The 16,659-nt window shown below is 38.6% G+C and carries 18 protein-coding genes and 2 pseudogenes; 16 read left to right on the top strand and 4 right to left on the bottom strand.

All coding sequences use genetic code 11. From position 1 onward, the window contains the following. Window positions 1-406: 406 nt before the first annotated feature. The 11 genes and pseudogenes from ACFOU2_RS17155 (at window position 407) to ACFOU2_RS17105 (ending at window position 10,656) form a co-directional block, all read left to right on the top strand. Window positions 407-1,180, top strand: coding sequence for an IclR family transcriptional regulator (locus ACFOU2_RS17155; RefSeq protein WP_377917233.1), 774 nt, complete (start codon window positions 407-409; stop codon window positions 1,178-1,180). 548 nt (window positions 1,181-1,728) lie between these two features. Then, entirely contained in the window at window positions 1,729-3,078 is a 1,350-nt protein-coding gene (locus ACFOU2_RS17150; RefSeq protein ID WP_377917232.1) for an aromatic ring-hydroxylating oxygenase subunit alpha, read from the top strand. Continuing rightward, complete coding sequence (locus ACFOU2_RS17145) at window positions 3,078-3,605, top strand: 3-phenylpropionate/cinnamic acid dioxygenase subunit beta (RefSeq protein WP_377917230.1); 528 nt, start codon at window positions 3,078-3,080, stop codon at window positions 3,603-3,605. Before ACFOU2_RS17150 ends, ACFOU2_RS17145 begins: the two co-directional genes overlap by 1 nt. Before the next feature lie 421 nt (window positions 3,606-4,026). Then, window positions 4,027-5,409 carry an MFS transporter gene (locus ACFOU2_RS17140; RefSeq protein ID WP_377917228.1) on the top strand — a complete coding sequence of 461 codons (1,383 nt, stop codon included), beginning with the start codon at window positions 4,027-4,029 and terminating at the stop codon, window positions 5,407-5,409. A gap of 291 nt (window positions 5,410-5,700) precedes the next feature. Further along, entirely contained in the window at window positions 5,701-6,183 is a 483-nt protein-coding gene (locus ACFOU2_RS17135) for a hypothetical protein (protein WP_377917226.1), read from the top strand. Next, on the top strand, window positions 6,180-6,422 hold the full coding sequence (locus tag ACFOU2_RS17130) for a hypothetical protein (RefSeq protein WP_377917224.1): 243 nt from the start codon (window positions 6,180-6,182) through the stop codon (window positions 6,420-6,422). The genes ACFOU2_RS17135 and ACFOU2_RS17130 overlap by 4 nt, the downstream gene beginning before the upstream one ends. Before the next feature lie 24 nt (window positions 6,423-6,446). After that, window positions 6,447-7,704, top strand: a pseudogene (locus tag ACFOU2_RS17125) (molybdopterin cofactor-binding domain-containing protein); the annotation flags it as partial. A gap of 294 nt (window positions 7,705-7,998) precedes the next feature. After that, window positions 7,999-8,190 carry a hypothetical protein gene (locus ACFOU2_RS17120; protein ID WP_377917222.1) on the top strand — a complete coding sequence of 64 codons (192 nt, stop codon included), beginning with the start codon at window positions 7,999-8,001 and terminating at the stop codon, window positions 8,188-8,190. A gap of 895 nt (window positions 8,191-9,085) precedes the next feature. Continuing rightward, complete coding sequence (locus tag ACFOU2_RS17115) at window positions 9,086-9,454, top strand: hypothetical protein (RefSeq protein ID WP_377917220.1); 369 nt, start codon at window positions 9,086-9,088, stop codon at window positions 9,452-9,454. A 767-nt stretch (window positions 9,455-10,221) separates the two neighbouring features. Beyond that, window positions 10,222-10,326 (top strand): DUF3967 domain-containing protein, encoded by a 105-nt coding sequence (locus ACFOU2_RS17110; RefSeq protein ID WP_377911753.1) that lies wholly within the window; start codon window positions 10,222-10,224, stop codon window positions 10,324-10,326. Window positions 10,327-10,533: 207 nt separating this feature from the next. Next, window positions 10,534-10,656, top strand: a complete 123-nt coding sequence (locus tag ACFOU2_RS17105) for a hypothetical protein (protein ID WP_377917218.1) — start codon at window positions 10,534-10,536, stop codon at window positions 10,654-10,656. A 144-nt stretch (window positions 10,657-10,800) separates the two neighbouring features. On the opposite strand, the pseudogene ACFOU2_RS25715 reads toward ACFOU2_RS17105, so the two are convergent. Continuing rightward, window positions 10,801-10,923 (bottom strand): annotated as a pseudogene (locus ACFOU2_RS25715) (DDE-type integrase/transposase/recombinase); the annotation flags it as partial. A gap of 308 nt (window positions 10,924-11,231) precedes the next feature. Between ACFOU2_RS25715 and ACFOU2_RS17095 the strand changes: the two are divergent. After that, window positions 11,232-11,600 (top strand): hypothetical protein, encoded by a 369-nt coding sequence (locus tag ACFOU2_RS17095; protein ID WP_377917216.1) that lies wholly within the window; start codon window positions 11,232-11,234, stop codon window positions 11,598-11,600. A 155-nt stretch (window positions 11,601-11,755) separates the two neighbouring features. Here the strand turns inward: ACFOU2_RS17095 and ACFOU2_RS17090 are convergent, their stop codons facing one another. Next, window positions 11,756-11,956, bottom strand: a complete 201-nt coding sequence (locus tag ACFOU2_RS17090; RefSeq protein WP_377917214.1) for a cold-shock protein — start codon at window positions 11,954-11,956, stop codon at window positions 11,756-11,758. Window positions 11,957-12,560: 604 nt separating this feature from the next. On the opposite strand from ACFOU2_RS17090, the gene ACFOU2_RS17085 reads away from it, so the two are divergent. From ACFOU2_RS17085 to ACFOU2_RS17070, 4 genes are all read left to right on the top strand, one after another. Continuing rightward, window positions 12,561-12,761 carry a cold-shock protein gene (locus ACFOU2_RS17085; RefSeq protein ID WP_377917212.1) on the top strand — a complete coding sequence of 67 codons (201 nt, stop codon included), beginning with the start codon at window positions 12,561-12,563 and terminating at the stop codon, window positions 12,759-12,761. Between the two features lie 315 nt (window positions 12,762-13,076). Further along, window positions 13,077-13,955 carry an acyl-ACP desaturase gene (locus ACFOU2_RS17080; RefSeq protein ID WP_377917210.1) on the top strand — a complete coding sequence of 293 codons (879 nt, stop codon included), beginning with the start codon at window positions 13,077-13,079 and terminating at the stop codon, window positions 13,953-13,955. A gap of 375 nt (window positions 13,956-14,330) precedes the next feature. After that, the gene (locus ACFOU2_RS17075; RefSeq protein WP_377917208.1) at window positions 14,331-14,837 is read left to right on the top strand and encodes a GNAT family N-acetyltransferase; all 507 of its coding nucleotides are present in this window, start codon (window positions 14,331-14,333) and stop codon (window positions 14,835-14,837) included. A 219-nt stretch (window positions 14,838-15,056) separates the two neighbouring features. Continuing rightward, on the top strand, window positions 15,057-15,452 hold the full coding sequence (locus ACFOU2_RS17070) for a DUF2750 domain-containing protein (protein ID WP_377917206.1): 396 nt from the start codon (window positions 15,057-15,059) through the stop codon (window positions 15,450-15,452). Between the two features lie 204 nt (window positions 15,453-15,656). Here ACFOU2_RS17070 and ACFOU2_RS17065 read toward each other — a convergent pair whose 3' ends face one another. Then, entirely contained in the window at window positions 15,657-15,806 is a 150-nt protein-coding gene (locus tag ACFOU2_RS17065; protein ID WP_377917204.1) for a hypothetical protein, read from the bottom strand. Between the two features lie 370 nt (window positions 15,807-16,176). Further along, complete coding sequence (locus ACFOU2_RS17060; protein WP_377917202.1) at window positions 16,177-16,377, bottom strand: IDEAL domain-containing protein; 201 nt, start codon at window positions 16,375-16,377, stop codon at window positions 16,177-16,179. Window positions 16,378-16,659: the final 282 nt, after the last annotated feature.

Below are 16,659 nucleotides of genomic sequence, written 5' to 3'. Positions count from 1 at the left end.
TGAGTGTGTCCTTTTTCGTCATATGCACGCAAAATCTGAGCGGTCATGTAAAATGTCTTTAATCCAAACCGGTTCCTGAAAAGTTGTTATTTTCAAAATAGGTTGAATTATTTTTGGCGAGTACTATAAAATAATTTTAAAAGTATATGACTTCACATAAATCATTTGACGTGGATAAAAAACATCCACGCAAATGATTTACGCATAAGCGGCTGCCAATCGACGTTACGGGTTCTTGTCAGCCGCTTATACGAGAACCATTGCAAGCTCGTTCAAGATGAAAAAACAGAAAGGCGCAAATAGAAGAAGGACCGGTGACAGGGGTTAAAAAATTAAGTTGGAGTTCTATTTTTAAAGGCTATCGACTATTTTACTTGATAAGATATGAATGAATTGAGGGTTAAAGATGAGGGAATTAAATATAGAACCGATCAGAGCAGTGGAACGTGCCATTCAAATATTGAATTGTTTTAGTTTTGAGCGGCCGGATTTATCTATTGAAGAAATTATCGAAAAAACAAAATTAGCTAAAGCAACCGTCTATCGCCTTCTTTGGACAATGGAGCGGAATGGTCTTATTCAATATGACCAGAAAGAAAACAGATACCGTCTCGGATATAAATCTTTGGAGTATGGCGGAATCGTGTTGGAAAACTTGGATATTCGCAGGGAAGCGGACCCTTACTTGCACGAGTTACATGAGTTAACAGGTCATTCTGTTATTTTAGCTGTTCGTCAAGGTGACACAGTTCAGTATCTCTTAAGGTATGATAGTGATGAAGGCTTTCAACCTCGTAATTTTATCGGGCGAAGGCGCATTTTACATAATGGCGCACTTGGAATCCTGTTGTTGGCCTATATGCAAGCAGATTTTATAGAGGAGTTATTGAATCGCTATCCGCTTGAACCCCATACACCTAACACGGTAGTTGATAAGGAGCAGTTTTTACACCGACTTCGAGAAATACGGAAAGAAGGTATTTTTGTTGATGTAGATGAAACGTTTATTGGTTTTACAGCCATTGCTGTCCCGATATATGGCGGAAAAGATAACGTGATTGCGGTACTCGGCATTTCAGGGCCAAGCTTTAAAATGGAAGGAGAGTCAAGAGAGCGGTTAATAAAACAGATTAAAGAAGCGGCAATGAAGGTATCCCAGCGTATGGGACACATTATTTAATGATCCATATCTAGTCACTCCAATCAAATAGGAGTGACTTTTTTATTATACTAAAAATATTTTGACAATTTTAAAAAATTAATCTATATTTGAATTAATAAATCATTTAGTGATTTATTAATTCACTAGATGAATCAAAGAGGGGTTACATAATAGGAGTTTATGTAGAACAACAAGAATAGAATTGACCTCACAAGGGGGGATATCAGCAAAACGTTTTATCACCGATATATATGCTTATGGGTGAATTTCTCGATTTCGGGAAGAGATGGTTTACACATAAATGGAAGCGTTACCAAATAGTCCCGGCAGTAAATCTGGCCGCTGATGGCACGTTCTTTTTCTCTGTTATCTTTGAAGTTGTTTTTGGTCAGATAGGAGGCTGGGGGAAGGTCTTATAGGTGAAGAGTCGATGACAATCATTTATCCGTTTTACACCACAAGTCGATTCATGAATGGATTTATGTTCATAGTGAAGCTGCAAGGGCAACAAATATGGTGAAAATGAAGATGAATGTTTTAAAGTATAAGGAGGTTAGGAAGAATTCATGAGAAAAAATAGCTTAAATGAAGAGACATTTCAAATGCTAAAGGAAAAAATGGAGGAAGGACTACTCCCTCAATGGGTGATAACGGATCCTGATATCTATGAATTAGAAGTGGAAAAGATATTCGGACGCACCTGGCAATTTCTAGCGCACGAGTCTGAATTAAAGGAGCCGGGAAGCTATGTGACACGCTGGATGGTGAACGATCCGGTATTGCTTGTTAAAAACAAGGAAGGGGAGTTCAAGGCTTACCTCAATTCCTGTACTCACCGTGGTACACAATTATGTACCGCAGATCGCGGAAATAAGAAAGCGTTTACATGCCCTTATCATGGATGGAGCTATAACCTTGATGGGGATCTGATCGGAATCGTTGCAGGGAATAAGGTGTATGGTGAGGAGATGTGTAAAGCTGAGTGGGGTCTTCGACCAATTCCGCAGATTGGAATCTATCAAGGGATGATTTTTGGAAACTTAGATCCGGATGCCATGCCTTTGGAAGATTATTTGGGGGACATGAAATGGTATTTTGATATTTTATTAGGCAGAGGCGATGGGGGAATGGAAGTGAGAGGTGTTCCCCAGCGTTGGGTAGCGAAAGCAAATTGGAAAGCGACAGCCGAAAATTTCGCCGCAGATCCTTATCATGTACAAACGACCCATCGATCCACCGTAGAAATGGGAATCAGTCCAGAAGACCCGCTTTATGCTGGATATGGACATCAAGTCGTTTTAGGAAATGGACACGGAATTAATGTGATCACGTCAGCTACAGGCCGATCTAAAAATCCATTTCAAGGAACGCCTGAATCGATGTGGCCGATGTTTGAAAGAAATCTAAGTCCAGAGCAACTTGAAATCTTATCGAAAACGACTGTTTTTGTGGGAGGGGCTTATCCTAATCTTTCCTTTGTAAGTCCTATTCATGGAACGGAGGGACATTTACATAACTATTTGAATTTTAGACTTTGGAGACCTTTAGGACCCGATAAAGTGGAAGTTTGGTGCTGGTTTATGATTGATAAGGCGGCCCCTGAAGAGTACAAAGAGGCAGCATACAAAGGCTATCTTGGGTCTTTTGGGCCTTCCGGAACATTGGAACAAGATGACACGGAAACGTGGGCGCGTATAGTTGAGGTTAGTAAGGGTTTGATGGCCCGAGATAAAGAGTTGAGCTATAACAGTGTTTCTAATTACTTAATGGGATTCAATCGAGTCGAGCCCGATCAGTCTTTCCCGGGACCTGGGGCTGCTTACCCAACAACCTACATTGATGCCTTATCAAGGAGTATGCATGAATACTGGTTAGAATTAATTTCCAAAGACCTTCTTGTAAAGGAGGAAGTGTAATGAGCACTGAATTGCAATATCAAATAACACCTGAATTACAATACCAAATAAGTAAGCTTCTTTACCAGGAAGCTTATTTATTGGATAACCGGAAGTTTAAGGAATGGCTGGAACTGCTAACGGATGACCTCATATACAGAATGCCTTTACGCGAGACTGTTGAGGGGGGGATAGAGGCCAAGAATATTGTCGAAGAGATGGCTTATTTCGAAGAAACGAAAAAGTCCCTCACAACAAGGGTGAATAGACTTTATACTAAATCTGCATGGGTCGAAAACCCCGCTACCCGACAACGGCACTTCATTACGAACATTATGATTGACGGAACTTCTAACCCTGATGAATACAAAGTAAGAAGTTATTTCCTATTTCAGCGCAGCAGAGGCTCAACCCATGATATTGAACAAATGTTTGGAGAACGGAACGATATTATCCGAAAAGAAAATGGTGAATGGAAAATTGCTTCACGAACCATTTATCCGGATCAGACTGTGATCACGACTATGAATATGAGTATGTTTTTGTGAAGCGAGGGCGAATCAAAAGTGGAAATCACCCGTTTTGATTCCCCTTAAAAGGAACCCGCCGTTTAAAACCAAGCACAAAATATTTTTAAAGTTTTCATAATTTTTAATATATTATTCCACATAGAAGAATGCTGATATTGCATAAGGAACACTGTGACCGTATGATTAATTTAAAGTAGAATTGAAAGGGTTTTCGAACCAGAAGAGAGAAGGACCGCAAATATGGGAGGTGAAAATGCGGTGGTCGATTCCTTCTTACGTAAAAGGAAGTTTCATCAATACCGGGTTGAGAGAAAGAGGGGTTATTAGAACCACCCTGGATTTTCAAGATAGTAAAATGAATACGCTTACAAATATTGAATGATAGGCAGAAAAGATACAGATTGAATGAAGAGTGTAGGTAAATACTTGTGACATTTAAATGGGGGGAATCATATTGCGTACAATTAATGCCTCGGAAGTAGTGGCTGCCAGCAAATTTAATCGTTTTCATTTAATGGTATATCTCTGGTGTTTTTTTGCGATCGCTTTCGATGGATATGATATTGCCATGTATGGAGTAGGCTTACCTTGGATGATGGAGGACTGGAATTTATCGGCCGTTCAGGCAGGAGCGATCGGAAGTTATTCTTTAGTAGGAATGATGGTAGGGGCTTTGGTGTTAGCGCCTCTTGCAGATAAAATTGGCAGGAAAAAAGTTTTAGCTGTTTGTATGTTTTTGTTTAGTGTCTTTACTTTACTTGCAGGTTTTGCTCCAAATGCTACTTTTTTTACAGTCATGCGCTTCATCGCCGCTTTGGGAATGGGAGGTTTAATGCCTAATGTTATCTCATTAATGACAGAGTATTCACCGAAAAAAAATAGGGCAATCATTGTTGCTACCATGTATTGCGGGTATTCGGTAGGCGGCATTTTAGCTTCTTTAATCGGCATGTATATTATCCCTTTATTTGGTTGGAGAGTTTTGTATTGGATCGGAGTTATTCCGCTGTTGACATTGCCGTTTTTTATAAAACAATTTCCTGAGTCCCTTTCATTTTATATCGTTCGAAATCAAGCTAAAAAATTAGCCGACATTCTCAATCAAATCAATCCTTTTGGAAATTATAAGGAAACAGATGATTATCAATTTGCCAGTGCTAAAGAAAGCGCAAAAGGCTCCCCGATTAAGAAATTATTTGAAAACAAACGTGCAGCTAGTACATTTGCGTTTTGGCTCTCAGTTTTCAGCTGTTTTCTTATGGTTTACGGTCTTAATACGTGGCTGCCGAAAATTATGCAACAAGCTGGATTTGGTCTTACTTCAAGCCTGTCGTTTAATCTCGTTTTATGTGTAGGGCAAGTGGGAGGCGCTCTGATTGGCGGCTATTTTGCTGATAAAATTGGCCATAAGAAAGTCCTGGCGTCTTTGTACATCTTAGGAGCCTTGTGTTTTGTCGCATTAGGTTTGACTTCTAATCCATTTGTTCTATACATACTCATTGCTTTAGGAGGAGCTTGTACAGTTGGAGCGCAAAATATCGCGAACCCTTACATTTCCGAATATTATCCGAAAGAAATAAGAGCAACAGGGGTTGGCTATGCGATAGGAATGGGCAGGATCGGGTCGATTATGGCTCCTACATTAATAGGTTTGTTTTTAGCAACAAGTTTTGATCCACAAAAAGTCTTTATCACATTTGCCGTTCCAAGCATTGTAGCCGCTACCGCTATCTTATTTATACAAGAAAAATTCGGAAGCTTTGATAAGGTATCTGTACAGGATGAACCTAAAGGACAACTGGAAAAACCAGTGAATATATGAATTATGAATAAGCCTTCGCCCGTTTCCCTTACGTGCCCTGGTCGAAGGCTTACACGAGAACCTTTTCATTCTATTCAGGATGTCAGAACAGAGGAATATAAACAGGATAAAAAGCGATTGGTTTTGTTCCAATCGCTTTTGTTTGTTTTAAGTCGACTAAGTATTTGTTTTCACTAGTTCCCCAATCTATCTTTTAATTTTTAATGTTAGGGCTTCTGACGCATCTATGGACTGCATGTTATGTTATGTAACATAATCTAACCAAGAAGGTAAAGAGAAGACCCTCCAAAGATGCGGGATGAAGGGAAAACAGAAACAATCGCATTTGATATGAGAAGCTATGATGATTTGTCATGGGGACAGGGGGCAGGATGTAATGGCGTTATTCATGTATTGTTGGAACCGGTCGATGTTCGGATGCGTCGCCATTTGTATACACTCAAGTCATACCTCGAAGCCGGAAAACCGGTCATGATGGTAAAAAAGTTTACGGACAACTTCACTGTTTCAGATTATTTGTTTTTTGTAGATGGAAAGCGGCCATTCGGGGAATGGCAGGGGAAGGTGCCGAATGAAGTGAAGGATTTTAGACGAAAAAGCGGCATCACCTTTGTTCCAGAGTTAGATGCTTCTTTCTATATTCATTGCTTTCAGCCAAAGCCGCGTTTAATCGTATTTGGAGCGGAAGGGCCGGAAGAAATCGCCGTCAGCATTGTGGCGCAATTGATCCAGCTTTATAGAAAACAGGATATCGCTAAGGCGGTTTCAGTGTGAGGCGAAAACGATTGGTCGGGATTTACCTGGCAGGGGGCGGAGATAACAGCCCGCAGCGGTTGAAGGCGTGTGAACAGTTGCTTGTGGGCTCTGTTCCTGACAAGGAGCTCTGGCAGAGACTTTATGGGGGAATCGCCGAGGAGTTTCAGCCTGTTTCCGATGCGTTTGCTTCCGCCGAATATCGAAAGTGGGCAGCAGCGAATATCATCATGGCTGAGCTTATGAGGCTAGTAGACTAGAAGAGTTTGAAAGGCGGGGGTCATGTGCGTTTAACAGAAAGAAAAAAACAGGTTCGGCCGGATGGCCTTGGGAAAGTTACAGGGGAGTTGAAATATTTAACGGACTTGTCATTTCCTCATATGCTGTATGGGAAAATATTAAGAAGCTCTTATCCTCATGCGAAAATTCTCTCGATTTGTACAGAACGCGCCAGAAAGCTGTCCGGGATAAGGGCAGTTGTGACACATGAGGATATACCAGGCATGAATCGATTCGGAATCGTCATTCCGGACCAGCCGGTGCTTTGTGAAGAAAGAGTTCGCTATACAGGGGACGCGATTGCTGCTATAGCGGCCGAAACAGAGGAAATTGCCGAGCAGCCTTAAAGTTAATTGAAGTCGTTTACGAGCCGCTTCCCGCAGTCGATGATCCGAAAAAAGCCCTTTTCCCTGATGCTCCGAAGCTTCATCCCGGGGGCAATGTGCTGCATCGTTCCGGTTATCAAAGAGGAAATGTGGAAGAAGGATTCGGCCAATGTGCGGTTGTGGTGGAAGAAACATATGAGCTGCCCCGCCAAATGCATGCTTATATGGAAACAGAGGGAGGTGTCATCGTACCGGAAGAAGACGGCCGTCTTACCGTATATGCCGGAACGCAGCACGGCTATAAAGACCGCTTTCAATTAGCGCGTATTCTTGCAGTACCAGAGGCAGATATACGGGTGGTATCCAGTCCGATGGGGGGTTCCTTCGGAGGGAAAGATGAATTAAACATTCAGCCTTATGGGGCGCTGCTGGTCATTGCGACAGGATGTCCCGTCAAAATCCATCAAAACAGGCGGGAATCAGTGAGATCCGGTTTAAAGCGGCATTCGGGTTTGAAGAATGCGGTCAGGGCCTGTTGTCTGTGATTGAACGGATTATGACAGAGGAACTCGGATGTTCTTCCGAAGACATCAACATCGTGATTGGCGACACGGCGTTAGTGCCGCCGTCCGGTTCTTCCACCGCATCAAGGGGAACAAGCATGGTGTGGCAGGCGGTTCAGCGCATGAAGAGCTCATTCCGTCAGCAGCTTCTGGAAAAGGCTTCGCAGCTTACCGGCATTTCTTCCAGGCAATTACGGGTTGGAACGGGGGGAGTGTGGAATCAAGAAGACCCGACAGCAAGTGGGCCGTGCATTACGTACAAACAACTAGCGAAAGAACATCCAATTGTGGTCAATACAAACTTCCATTTCCCGACAACCCCGGATGCCGTCAACGGCGGGCATTTCCTTTATTCGTTCGGTGCCGTGGCCGTGGCTCCTGCTATCGCCAAAGCCATTCGCGATGCAGCGGGATGCTGGGTTTGTCGTTTGCCTGTGTCAGCTGAAGAGATCGTAAAGACAGTCGGTTTGAAGGAGATGAGCGTATGGATGTGAAAAAAATAGTGAAAATGCAAGACTCCCCGCCTTCACCGATTGAAATGAACATTCGTCTGAACGTCAATGATCAACTTGTCCAAGTAAAAAGGAGATTACCAAACCAGTGAAAAATACATGAAACGGTCTCAATTTTTTTAAAAAGAAAATAAGTATAAGGATTGGTTTGACGTAATGGAGTTGACATGGCCTTTAATTTTATGGTCAAATGCTCAAATACCGAAAGAACATCCAATGATGAACCTCTATCTTGTTGAACTTGCTTCTAGAAGAAACGAAGACGGAATCTGGACAAGCATTTATCCAAATTGTAATGCCCAATACACGATAGAAGCTATAGCTCTGTTGCAGCGACATGGAGTTTGAGGCTCAGACAATCGACTGTCTGAACTTTTACTTCCAATAAACGAATGTTATGTCAACAAAAAGAGGCTGGGTATCCAAAAGGTACCCGGCCTCTTCAATTGCCGATAAAGAACATTGTGTTAACTAGATTTGTATATAGTATACAAACAATTTTGTGCAGTCTTTAAACTCGAACGAAATGAATGGCTATTTGTACGATTGGCAGCACATGAGAACTACTCTTGAGATTGTTAACCATCTAAACTATGAATATCACAGTATGAAAAATTTCCCGGAAGTGTTTTCGCATTTGTAGGACACAGCTGGCAATCTTCAGATTTTCTCTTTAGAACAAGAGTATATCTTTGATTGTAATCAACGCAAATTTTAACAAGGGGACAAGGTATCTGACATGGAAGACAGACTAAATCTCCTATTTGAAATTGGCCTCCATATCCCCCGGACGATCCACATACGGATTTAACTTCGTAAATGCAGAAATTTTTAATACCCATGGTTTATATTCACTCCTTTCATAAAAGGTACAGTATACTATGTTTGTCCAATCTAATTTGTAACGGTTAAATACCCAGCTAAGTAGCACATTTTCTATTAATCTAGTTAGTTGTCCATACCGAACATAAAATGTCATTTTCCTTACTTTATTAAGTTCCAACTGTTCTAGTAATCAAACAGATTCTATATAATAGTTTGATCTTACTGAATTAATTACTGTACAATTATTTAATGCCCGCTATGGAGGCACCCCCGTTATAAAAAGACCTTATCCTCTTAATCATGTAGTCTTATACTTTAATTGAGTATTGATTTCATTTTCTGTATTATTGGCCGATTATAGATAAGAGAAAAGGAAAGATAATTTGTAAATGATAGCATTAAGAGGAGAATGAACTTTATGACATTTCGAGAATTAATTACACAAATTAACAAAAGTGTTGAGGACTTGGATTTTGCTACTGCAAGGAAATATATTGAAGAGAATCTAACGATCCTAAATGAGAATAAACATATTTTAACGGGTAATGCGAGAGAATTACTCGATTTCTTAACTCATAGATTAAACTCTGGTTATGAACCATTTACAAGACAAGAAATGGCAACCATTAGCGCTATAAATTCCTATGCTTCAAAATTTGAATTGAGGCAGATAAAGATGATCATCAAAGAGAAAGCGCCATTATTTTTAAGAAAAGACGTCGTAGAATATTTAAATAAGGATGCGAAAGCAATATTAGAAGGTATGGGAGTTATTTCAAATCACTAGAATGGGATAGCTTCTTAAATGTGATCGTATATAACAAATATAAAAAATTTAATGCAACCCATATATATATATGAATCCACATAAAGAATTTGACATAAATAAAAAACATTTATGTCAAATTCTTTACGCATAAGCGGCTGCCAATCTCCCTTACGGGTTCTTGTCAGCCGCTTATACGAGAACCTTTGTAAGCTTGTTCAAGGTGAAAAAACAGAAAGACGCAAATAGAAGCAGGCCCGGTGACAGAGGTTAAAAAATTAAGTAGGACTTGTATATATAAATCCACATAAAGAATTTAACATGGGCAAAACCCCTCATTTTAAATTCTTTACGCATAAGCGGCCGCCAATCTGCCTTGCGGGTTCTTGTCAGCCGCTTATACGAGAACCTTTGTAAGCTTGTTCAAGGTGAAAAAACAGAAAGACGCAAATAGAAGCAGGCCTGGTGACAGAGGTTAAAAAATTAAGTGGGACTTATATACATTATATGAAATCTGTGAATACATCTTTTCTTGGTAAAGATCGCCCCCCTTAATGATTAAGGGGGCCTCATTTGATTGGGGTTGTCCAATCCATATTTTGTTGTATTTGTACGTTTAAACATTCGGCTAATGGCAATGGGAGCCCTTTAATACATTGATGAGAGGAATCCTTATATGACTTTTCTTTAATAGATATATGAAAAATTGATTCTTTAGGGAAAGGTACATGTCCCTAAAAACACATAATGATTATTCCTATACAAAAAAAGCAATCATACATAAATGATTGCTCCAGGCTGTAAACCATTTTTTACAGGCATTTTTTGATGTAGAAGTAGAGGAACGTGATCAAAAGTTGCTGCACGCTGTGCATGAAATCCAGGAATCATGAAAAGAGGCGGTAGCAACCATTTATGCATTTCCGTCTCTACATTTTTTATGTCTGGTTCATAACAAAATCCACTATATCCAAATCTGATAAATTTTTCACATCAGAATCAACCCCTTATATGTGTAAATTTCAGTCCTTTACACCATTCGATAAAAGCTGGATAATAATACCAGAAAATTCTAATTAATTATAAAAGGAGGGAAAATTATGTCCTGTGCCGATTTCGACGATATTAAAACAATTTGTTTAGAATTGTGTGAAGAAACAGAAGAACATGGTGTGAATACGCCTTCTGATGAATGGATGATCTTGCTCTACGGTATTGCTTAAATATCGAATTTATCTAATTTGCATGCTCTCAGGCATGCTTTTTCTTTCTTTAACTTTTTAATCACTCCAGGGTAAGCCAGGTCTTATGGATTGCAAAGCCATGAAGTCTAGGACAAAGTTTTTTTCACGAAGTGCCTTACAGCTTTTTTCTCTTGTTTTGCTTAAGGAAAAATCAATGGTACCTCTCTCAGAGTCCACTGCGTAGTACAGGTACATCCATTCTGCATTCGCCTTAATGCTAGATTCATCGATTCTCCACGAATCGTTTATCTTCTCATGGGCGGCTAACGCGGGCATTTAATATAACCAAAAGGAATATTACACTGGGAAACTATCAGATTAACATGGAATCTGATAGCTCTTTTTTGACTTCCTCTAACAGATGTTATGGTAACTAAATTTGAATAATTTATACAAAGCTAAAATCAATGATCCCTTATCTCTACTCCTTTGAAAAATTGGCAATAACTAGGAATAAGTTGTATACTAAAAGAGAAGGAATCGATTTCTTTGGTCTTCTGGTGTGTATACTCACCGGCAGAAGGCGTGAGACCAACACGGAAAGGATGACCAATATGACAGTAAAAGTATATCAAGCCAAAGCAGGCGATGGAATCAAAAAAGCGGGAATGAAGAGGGCTAATTCTTTCTTTAGCACACCACAAGAGGCTGTGTCGGAGGCACTGGCCTTAAAGGAAAGACTAGACGCAAAATATCAAAACGAAATCGAATGGAATTATGATGGATTGATTACAGGTTCGACCAAAAAGCTGAAGATTTTGAAAGGATATTTAGCTGGGAACCGTGCTTCTAATCCTTTCTATCTTGAAATTTTATCACACGAACCATTAAATCTTATTCAAATCGCTTCTCCAATGAAGCCTAAGAGGCTGACGTCGGAGGATCGTAAAGTCTTAGACAGAGTGGAACAGTTCTTCGACTAAAGGCAGTATAATAATCGCTATGTAACATAATGGAAGGAAAGACCTTATTCGGAAAAAAGAGTGCATAACAGTAAGTGACTTTATTTAGTTAGTTTGGATTAAAGGTGAACACAAAAAGACTCCACATGGGAGTCTTTTTTTATAATCACTTTTAATTATGCTTTACGAACGTTAGCAGCTTGTGCTCCACGTTGACCTTGTTCAATATCAAAAGTAACTTTTTGCCCTTCGTCTAATGATTTGAAACCTTCATCTTGGATAGCGCTGAAGTGTACGAATACATCGTCTTGGCCTTCTACTTCGATGAATCCAAACCCTTTTTCTGCATTAAACCATTTTACTGTACCTTGTGTCATAATATTGCCTCCTGTTGTGGAATATTCCACAATTGTATTACTACCCTTGCCCAAACATAATTTTTCAAGACGAAACCTTCTTTTTAAGACAGTTCTGCTATCCAACCTATACCGAACAAAAATAATTACTTTTATTATAACAGATGGAGGAAACAATAGCAATTAACTGAAAAGGCCAACTTTAATTAATTTAGATAAAGGTAAAAAGCTAATTTCTCTTTTTAATTATGAAAGAAGGTTGCTGATGAATTTGGAATGGGCGATAGTGAGGATCAAAAAAGTGAATGCTTAGTAGCTAAGCGAGCATGAGTCTGCAAATAAAAGAGAAGGCTTCTAATTCTTTTTTATGAATAATCGAATAAAACATGATGATTATTATGTTGCATTGTCTTTTATGCCTCTACTCTTCCTTAAACCCGTTATATAAGGGCTCTTTTGTTGGTTAGATCCTCTAAAAATCATGATGTTAATTAGTTTTGTATAGCGTATACATAGTCACTCTCTTATCAAATTAATCAGTTTATAGAGTAATGTGGAAATATAAGTAGGGTTCTATATTGGTTTTTGAGATAGAATAATATATAAGAGGAGTAGTGATGACATCATGTATTATAGTAGAAAGAATCAAGAACCATTACCTAAAGAACAAATAGAGGTTTGGGAATGTGAATCAGAAGACTGTATTGGTTGGATGAGAAAAGATTTCTCTTATGAGAATCATCAAAATTGTCCTTTATGTGGTCATAAAATGAGAGCTGGAGAACGTCTTTTAGAAAAGTTACCTCCTAATCCCCATCGAAGCTGATTGATATCTATGGCTTGTACAACGATCCAATCTTTATATTATGATTGACGATTACAAAAACAGATTAAATTTGCTCCTTGATGAAGAAGGAGTTTTGTTTAGTAAAACATAAATAATTAGTATAAAAGCTGACGATCGACTAAACATACTTTAAAAAGAATCGATCATGTCCATATTTCGATAACTTAACTGGAGTTTATGTATGTGAAAACGATTGATGTGATTTCCAAGTTGTCCCAAAATTTGTCGGAAATGATCTTATTTTTCGACTCTAATAGATTTATTAGGAATAGTAGAAACAGAGGAGGAAGACATTTGCTAACGAACCATTTAGACTTTAGGCTTGAACCAAAGTTGAAGGAACTTTATGATGAACACAAGAAAAGAGTGGAAAAAATAGATTGGGGATACCACGACTTTTTGCCTTGGGACAAGGCACAGGATTTCCGAAGAGTACCATGGGATCCAAGCCAAGTGACACTTCCCCAGGGAGTGATTACCGCAGTAGAGACCGCTCTTTTGACCGAAGTCAATCTGCCTTGGTTCACATCCCATCTAGACCAAACCTTTAAAGGATCGCTCTCTGTCATCCAGGATTTTGTCCATACATGGACAGCGGAAGAAGACCAGCATTCAAACCTTTTGGAGACCTACCTTTTGATCACGAGAAACGTAGACCCTAAACGCCTTCGCCAATTGCATAAGCAAACGGTAGAAGGAGGGTGGCAGCCGGATTTTCATACTCCGTTTGAAACGATGGTGTATACTTCACTTCAAGAATTGGCAACAATGGTTTTTTATAATAATGTGGCGAAAGTGGCGGGAGAACATGATAAAGATTTGGCCACCCTCCTTAGAAGGCTGGCCAAAGACGAAATTCTTCATTACGCTTTTTATCGAGATGTCATAAAACTCCACCTGCGATTGGAACCGAATTATTGTTATTATCTTGGTCATGTTATTAAGAACTTCCAAATGCCGGGTACTGTTATGCCTGATTTCGAAGATCGAATGTCCATCATCGCAAAAGAAGCCAATTATGGGCCGTTGGAATATTTCGACCAAGTATTAGATGTGATTGTTGAGTATTGGGAATTGGAGAAGCTAAGGCCAATCGCTCCTGAAGCTGAGAAAGCACGGCAGGATATACTCAAGTACCATGCAAGGCTTAAACGTGTGAGAGATCGTTTTTAGCAGATTAAAGTTGCTCCATGATGAAGAGGGGACTTTGTTTAGTGAAACATAAATAATTAGTATAAAAGCTGATGATGGACTAAACATACTATTCATGGCTGCCCATTCTCTCCCTTTTGAGTCAATCCAGATTCGTGGTAAATAATAATCTTTAACAATGTGTTGACCATGATTACCTCTTTTTACAAGTGCAATGAAGTGGACATTATATTATGTTACAGCGACCTCAGATTCAATGAAAATCCGGGGTCGTGTATTTCTGATAAAATTGATTATGTTAACTAGGCTTGTATATGGTATTCATTTCAGAAAAGGATTGAGACGTCATACTTTCTCTAATTAGATAAGAAAAATATAGAAAAGGGGAGACTAAGGATGATACAAATTCGAGAAGCGACTTTAGAAGATGCACAAGGGCTTATAGGACATGCAAGAACTGTTTTAGAAAACAGCTATTTTACCCTGACCACATTAGAGGAGTATAAAGCTACTAAAGAATCTCAAGAAAAATGGATTGCAGACATCTATCAACAACGGAATCTTATTATAGTAGCTGAAGACCAAGGCGAAATTATTGGAGATTTACTATTTGTACGTGGGGGAAAGATAAGAAATTCACATACGGGAGAATTTGCTGTAGGAGTCCAAGACAAATACCGTGGTCGAGGAATTGGAAAACGGATGATTCGGGCTTTAATCACTTGGGCTAAGAGCACAAAAGAAATTGAGAAGATTTGTTTACAAGTTATTTCAGGAAATGATGCAGCTATTGCTTTATATCAAAAGATGGGATTTCAAGAGGAAGGAAGGTTAAAGAAACAAATCAAATTTAGTAAGGGCGAATACGCTGATCTGATTAATATGTCTTTATTTTTAGATTGATACGTCAACTTCCTTTAACGATTGCTATGTTAACCAGGGTGAATATGACACGCAATCAGAAACACTCTTGACACACATATATTTGGTAATCGTTTAATCAAAGATACTATTCTTTTTTTAAAAGGGAAAAAGAATGAAATTTTTGCATACATATTTCGCCGGTATAGCTATAATGAATGTAATATTCCGAATTTTTAGAATGAAAAGGAGGGAAACGATATGTTGGAAACAAGAGAATTTCAGCAATTTGTTAAAGCTCCTGCTAAAATCCGTTATGAATACTTTATTCAACGAGTTTCTAAGTCTCAGGAGGTTTGGATAGTATTAGATCAAAGCAATCATATTAAGATGGCTGGAGATGAAGAAGATAAAATCTTGGTTCCTGTTTGGCCTTTTAAAGAGTATGCTCAGTGCTGCTTGGAAGAAGATATGGATGATTGTAAGATTATAGCTATCCCTTTAGATCAATTCATGAATGAGTTTCTAATAGCCATGAAAAAAGAGGGAATCTTATCATCTGTTTTTTGGAATGGATTTGACACCACTATAATAGAGGTGGATCAATTATTATTTGATTTAAAGTGGCAACTCTCAAAATATGGAATGATCCATTAAATAGTTCTTTTATCAATGCAACATAATGCTTTTTATTATGTTGCATTCACCAGAACCATATAGAATAAGAGAAACTCCTTGATTATCAAGGAGTTTTTGATTTTTGTATAGAAAAGTTGTGAATGAAACATATTGGATGTAATTGTTTTGTTGAATAAAATATATTGGATGGTAAAAAAAGAAGTTGGCTAAATTAACTGCTTTTTAATCCAGGTCCCTATTCTGTTGTTCTGACGTTTTAAGGTTAGATGCAGGTTCTTTACCAAGTTTAGGTTTCCAATTTTTCAACTTGTTTTTCAAGTAATCCTTTAAAAAGTCACGTTTCTTTTTTCGCCTTTTATCACGATTTTTCATAGAAAGTCACCACCCTTATGTTACTGAATAGAGCCGGTTTACCTTTATTATAACTCTATCAGCAGTTTCAATTTACTCCTTCGGAACGGGGAAAAAGTCGTTAACAGGCTATGTTGGTCTTTACTGCTGATACTTACTTGTATGGTTTTCTTGATAAACTGGATATACTAAAGACAACTATTATCATCAACAATAGCCATTAAAAGAGTCTTACTATAAAATTGGAACTTATAACCTGTTCGCAAAAGTACACCTTTTCAAACAAAGAAGCCCATATCCAAATTGAGGATTGGGCTTCCTTATTTCCTATAACTTCAATGTGTTAAGTTTGTTTCTTTTTATCTCAAAGTCGTTCCCATATACAGCAGTTTTAAGAAATATTCTTTAATTCCTCTGTTAATCGTAAGAATTCTTCTTTGTTTCGATCCCGTAATGACTGGTCGATCTCTTTTCCGATTTGCTCTTTTCGGAAATCACGAAGGGCTTTGTTTAACACCATTTCAGCAAATATAGAATCCAGGACTTTTCTTTCAGGTTGTTGTGGTGCAGGAAGCAAATATTTTTCCAACAAAAACCAACTCCTTGTCCTTTTTTCTATTATATCAAAGAGTTTTTGAATTATTCAAATATTCACTTCAGCAAAATAATACGATCCTGTAAGAACCGTGAATAGATATCATAAGCTCGTTCGCCTGTTCTTGTTTGTTCAAATACATATGGGACAAAGTTCATTCTATTCTCTCCATCTTCTGGAATCCAGTTGTTTTTATATCAAAGTTGGTTTACGACGGTAGCCACTTCATGATCAACCATGACGACTAATATATGCTTACCTTGCCATCCCGTAGAAGTA

The organism is Bacillus songklensis (assembly GCF_042649685.1).
Taxonomy (GTDB): Bacteria; Bacillota; Bacilli; order Bacillales; family Bacillaceae_H; genus Bacillus_BA; species Bacillus_BA songklensis.
The sequence above is the reverse complement of the archived record's forward strand: the minus strand, read 5'-3'. Positions and strand labels throughout refer to the sequence as shown.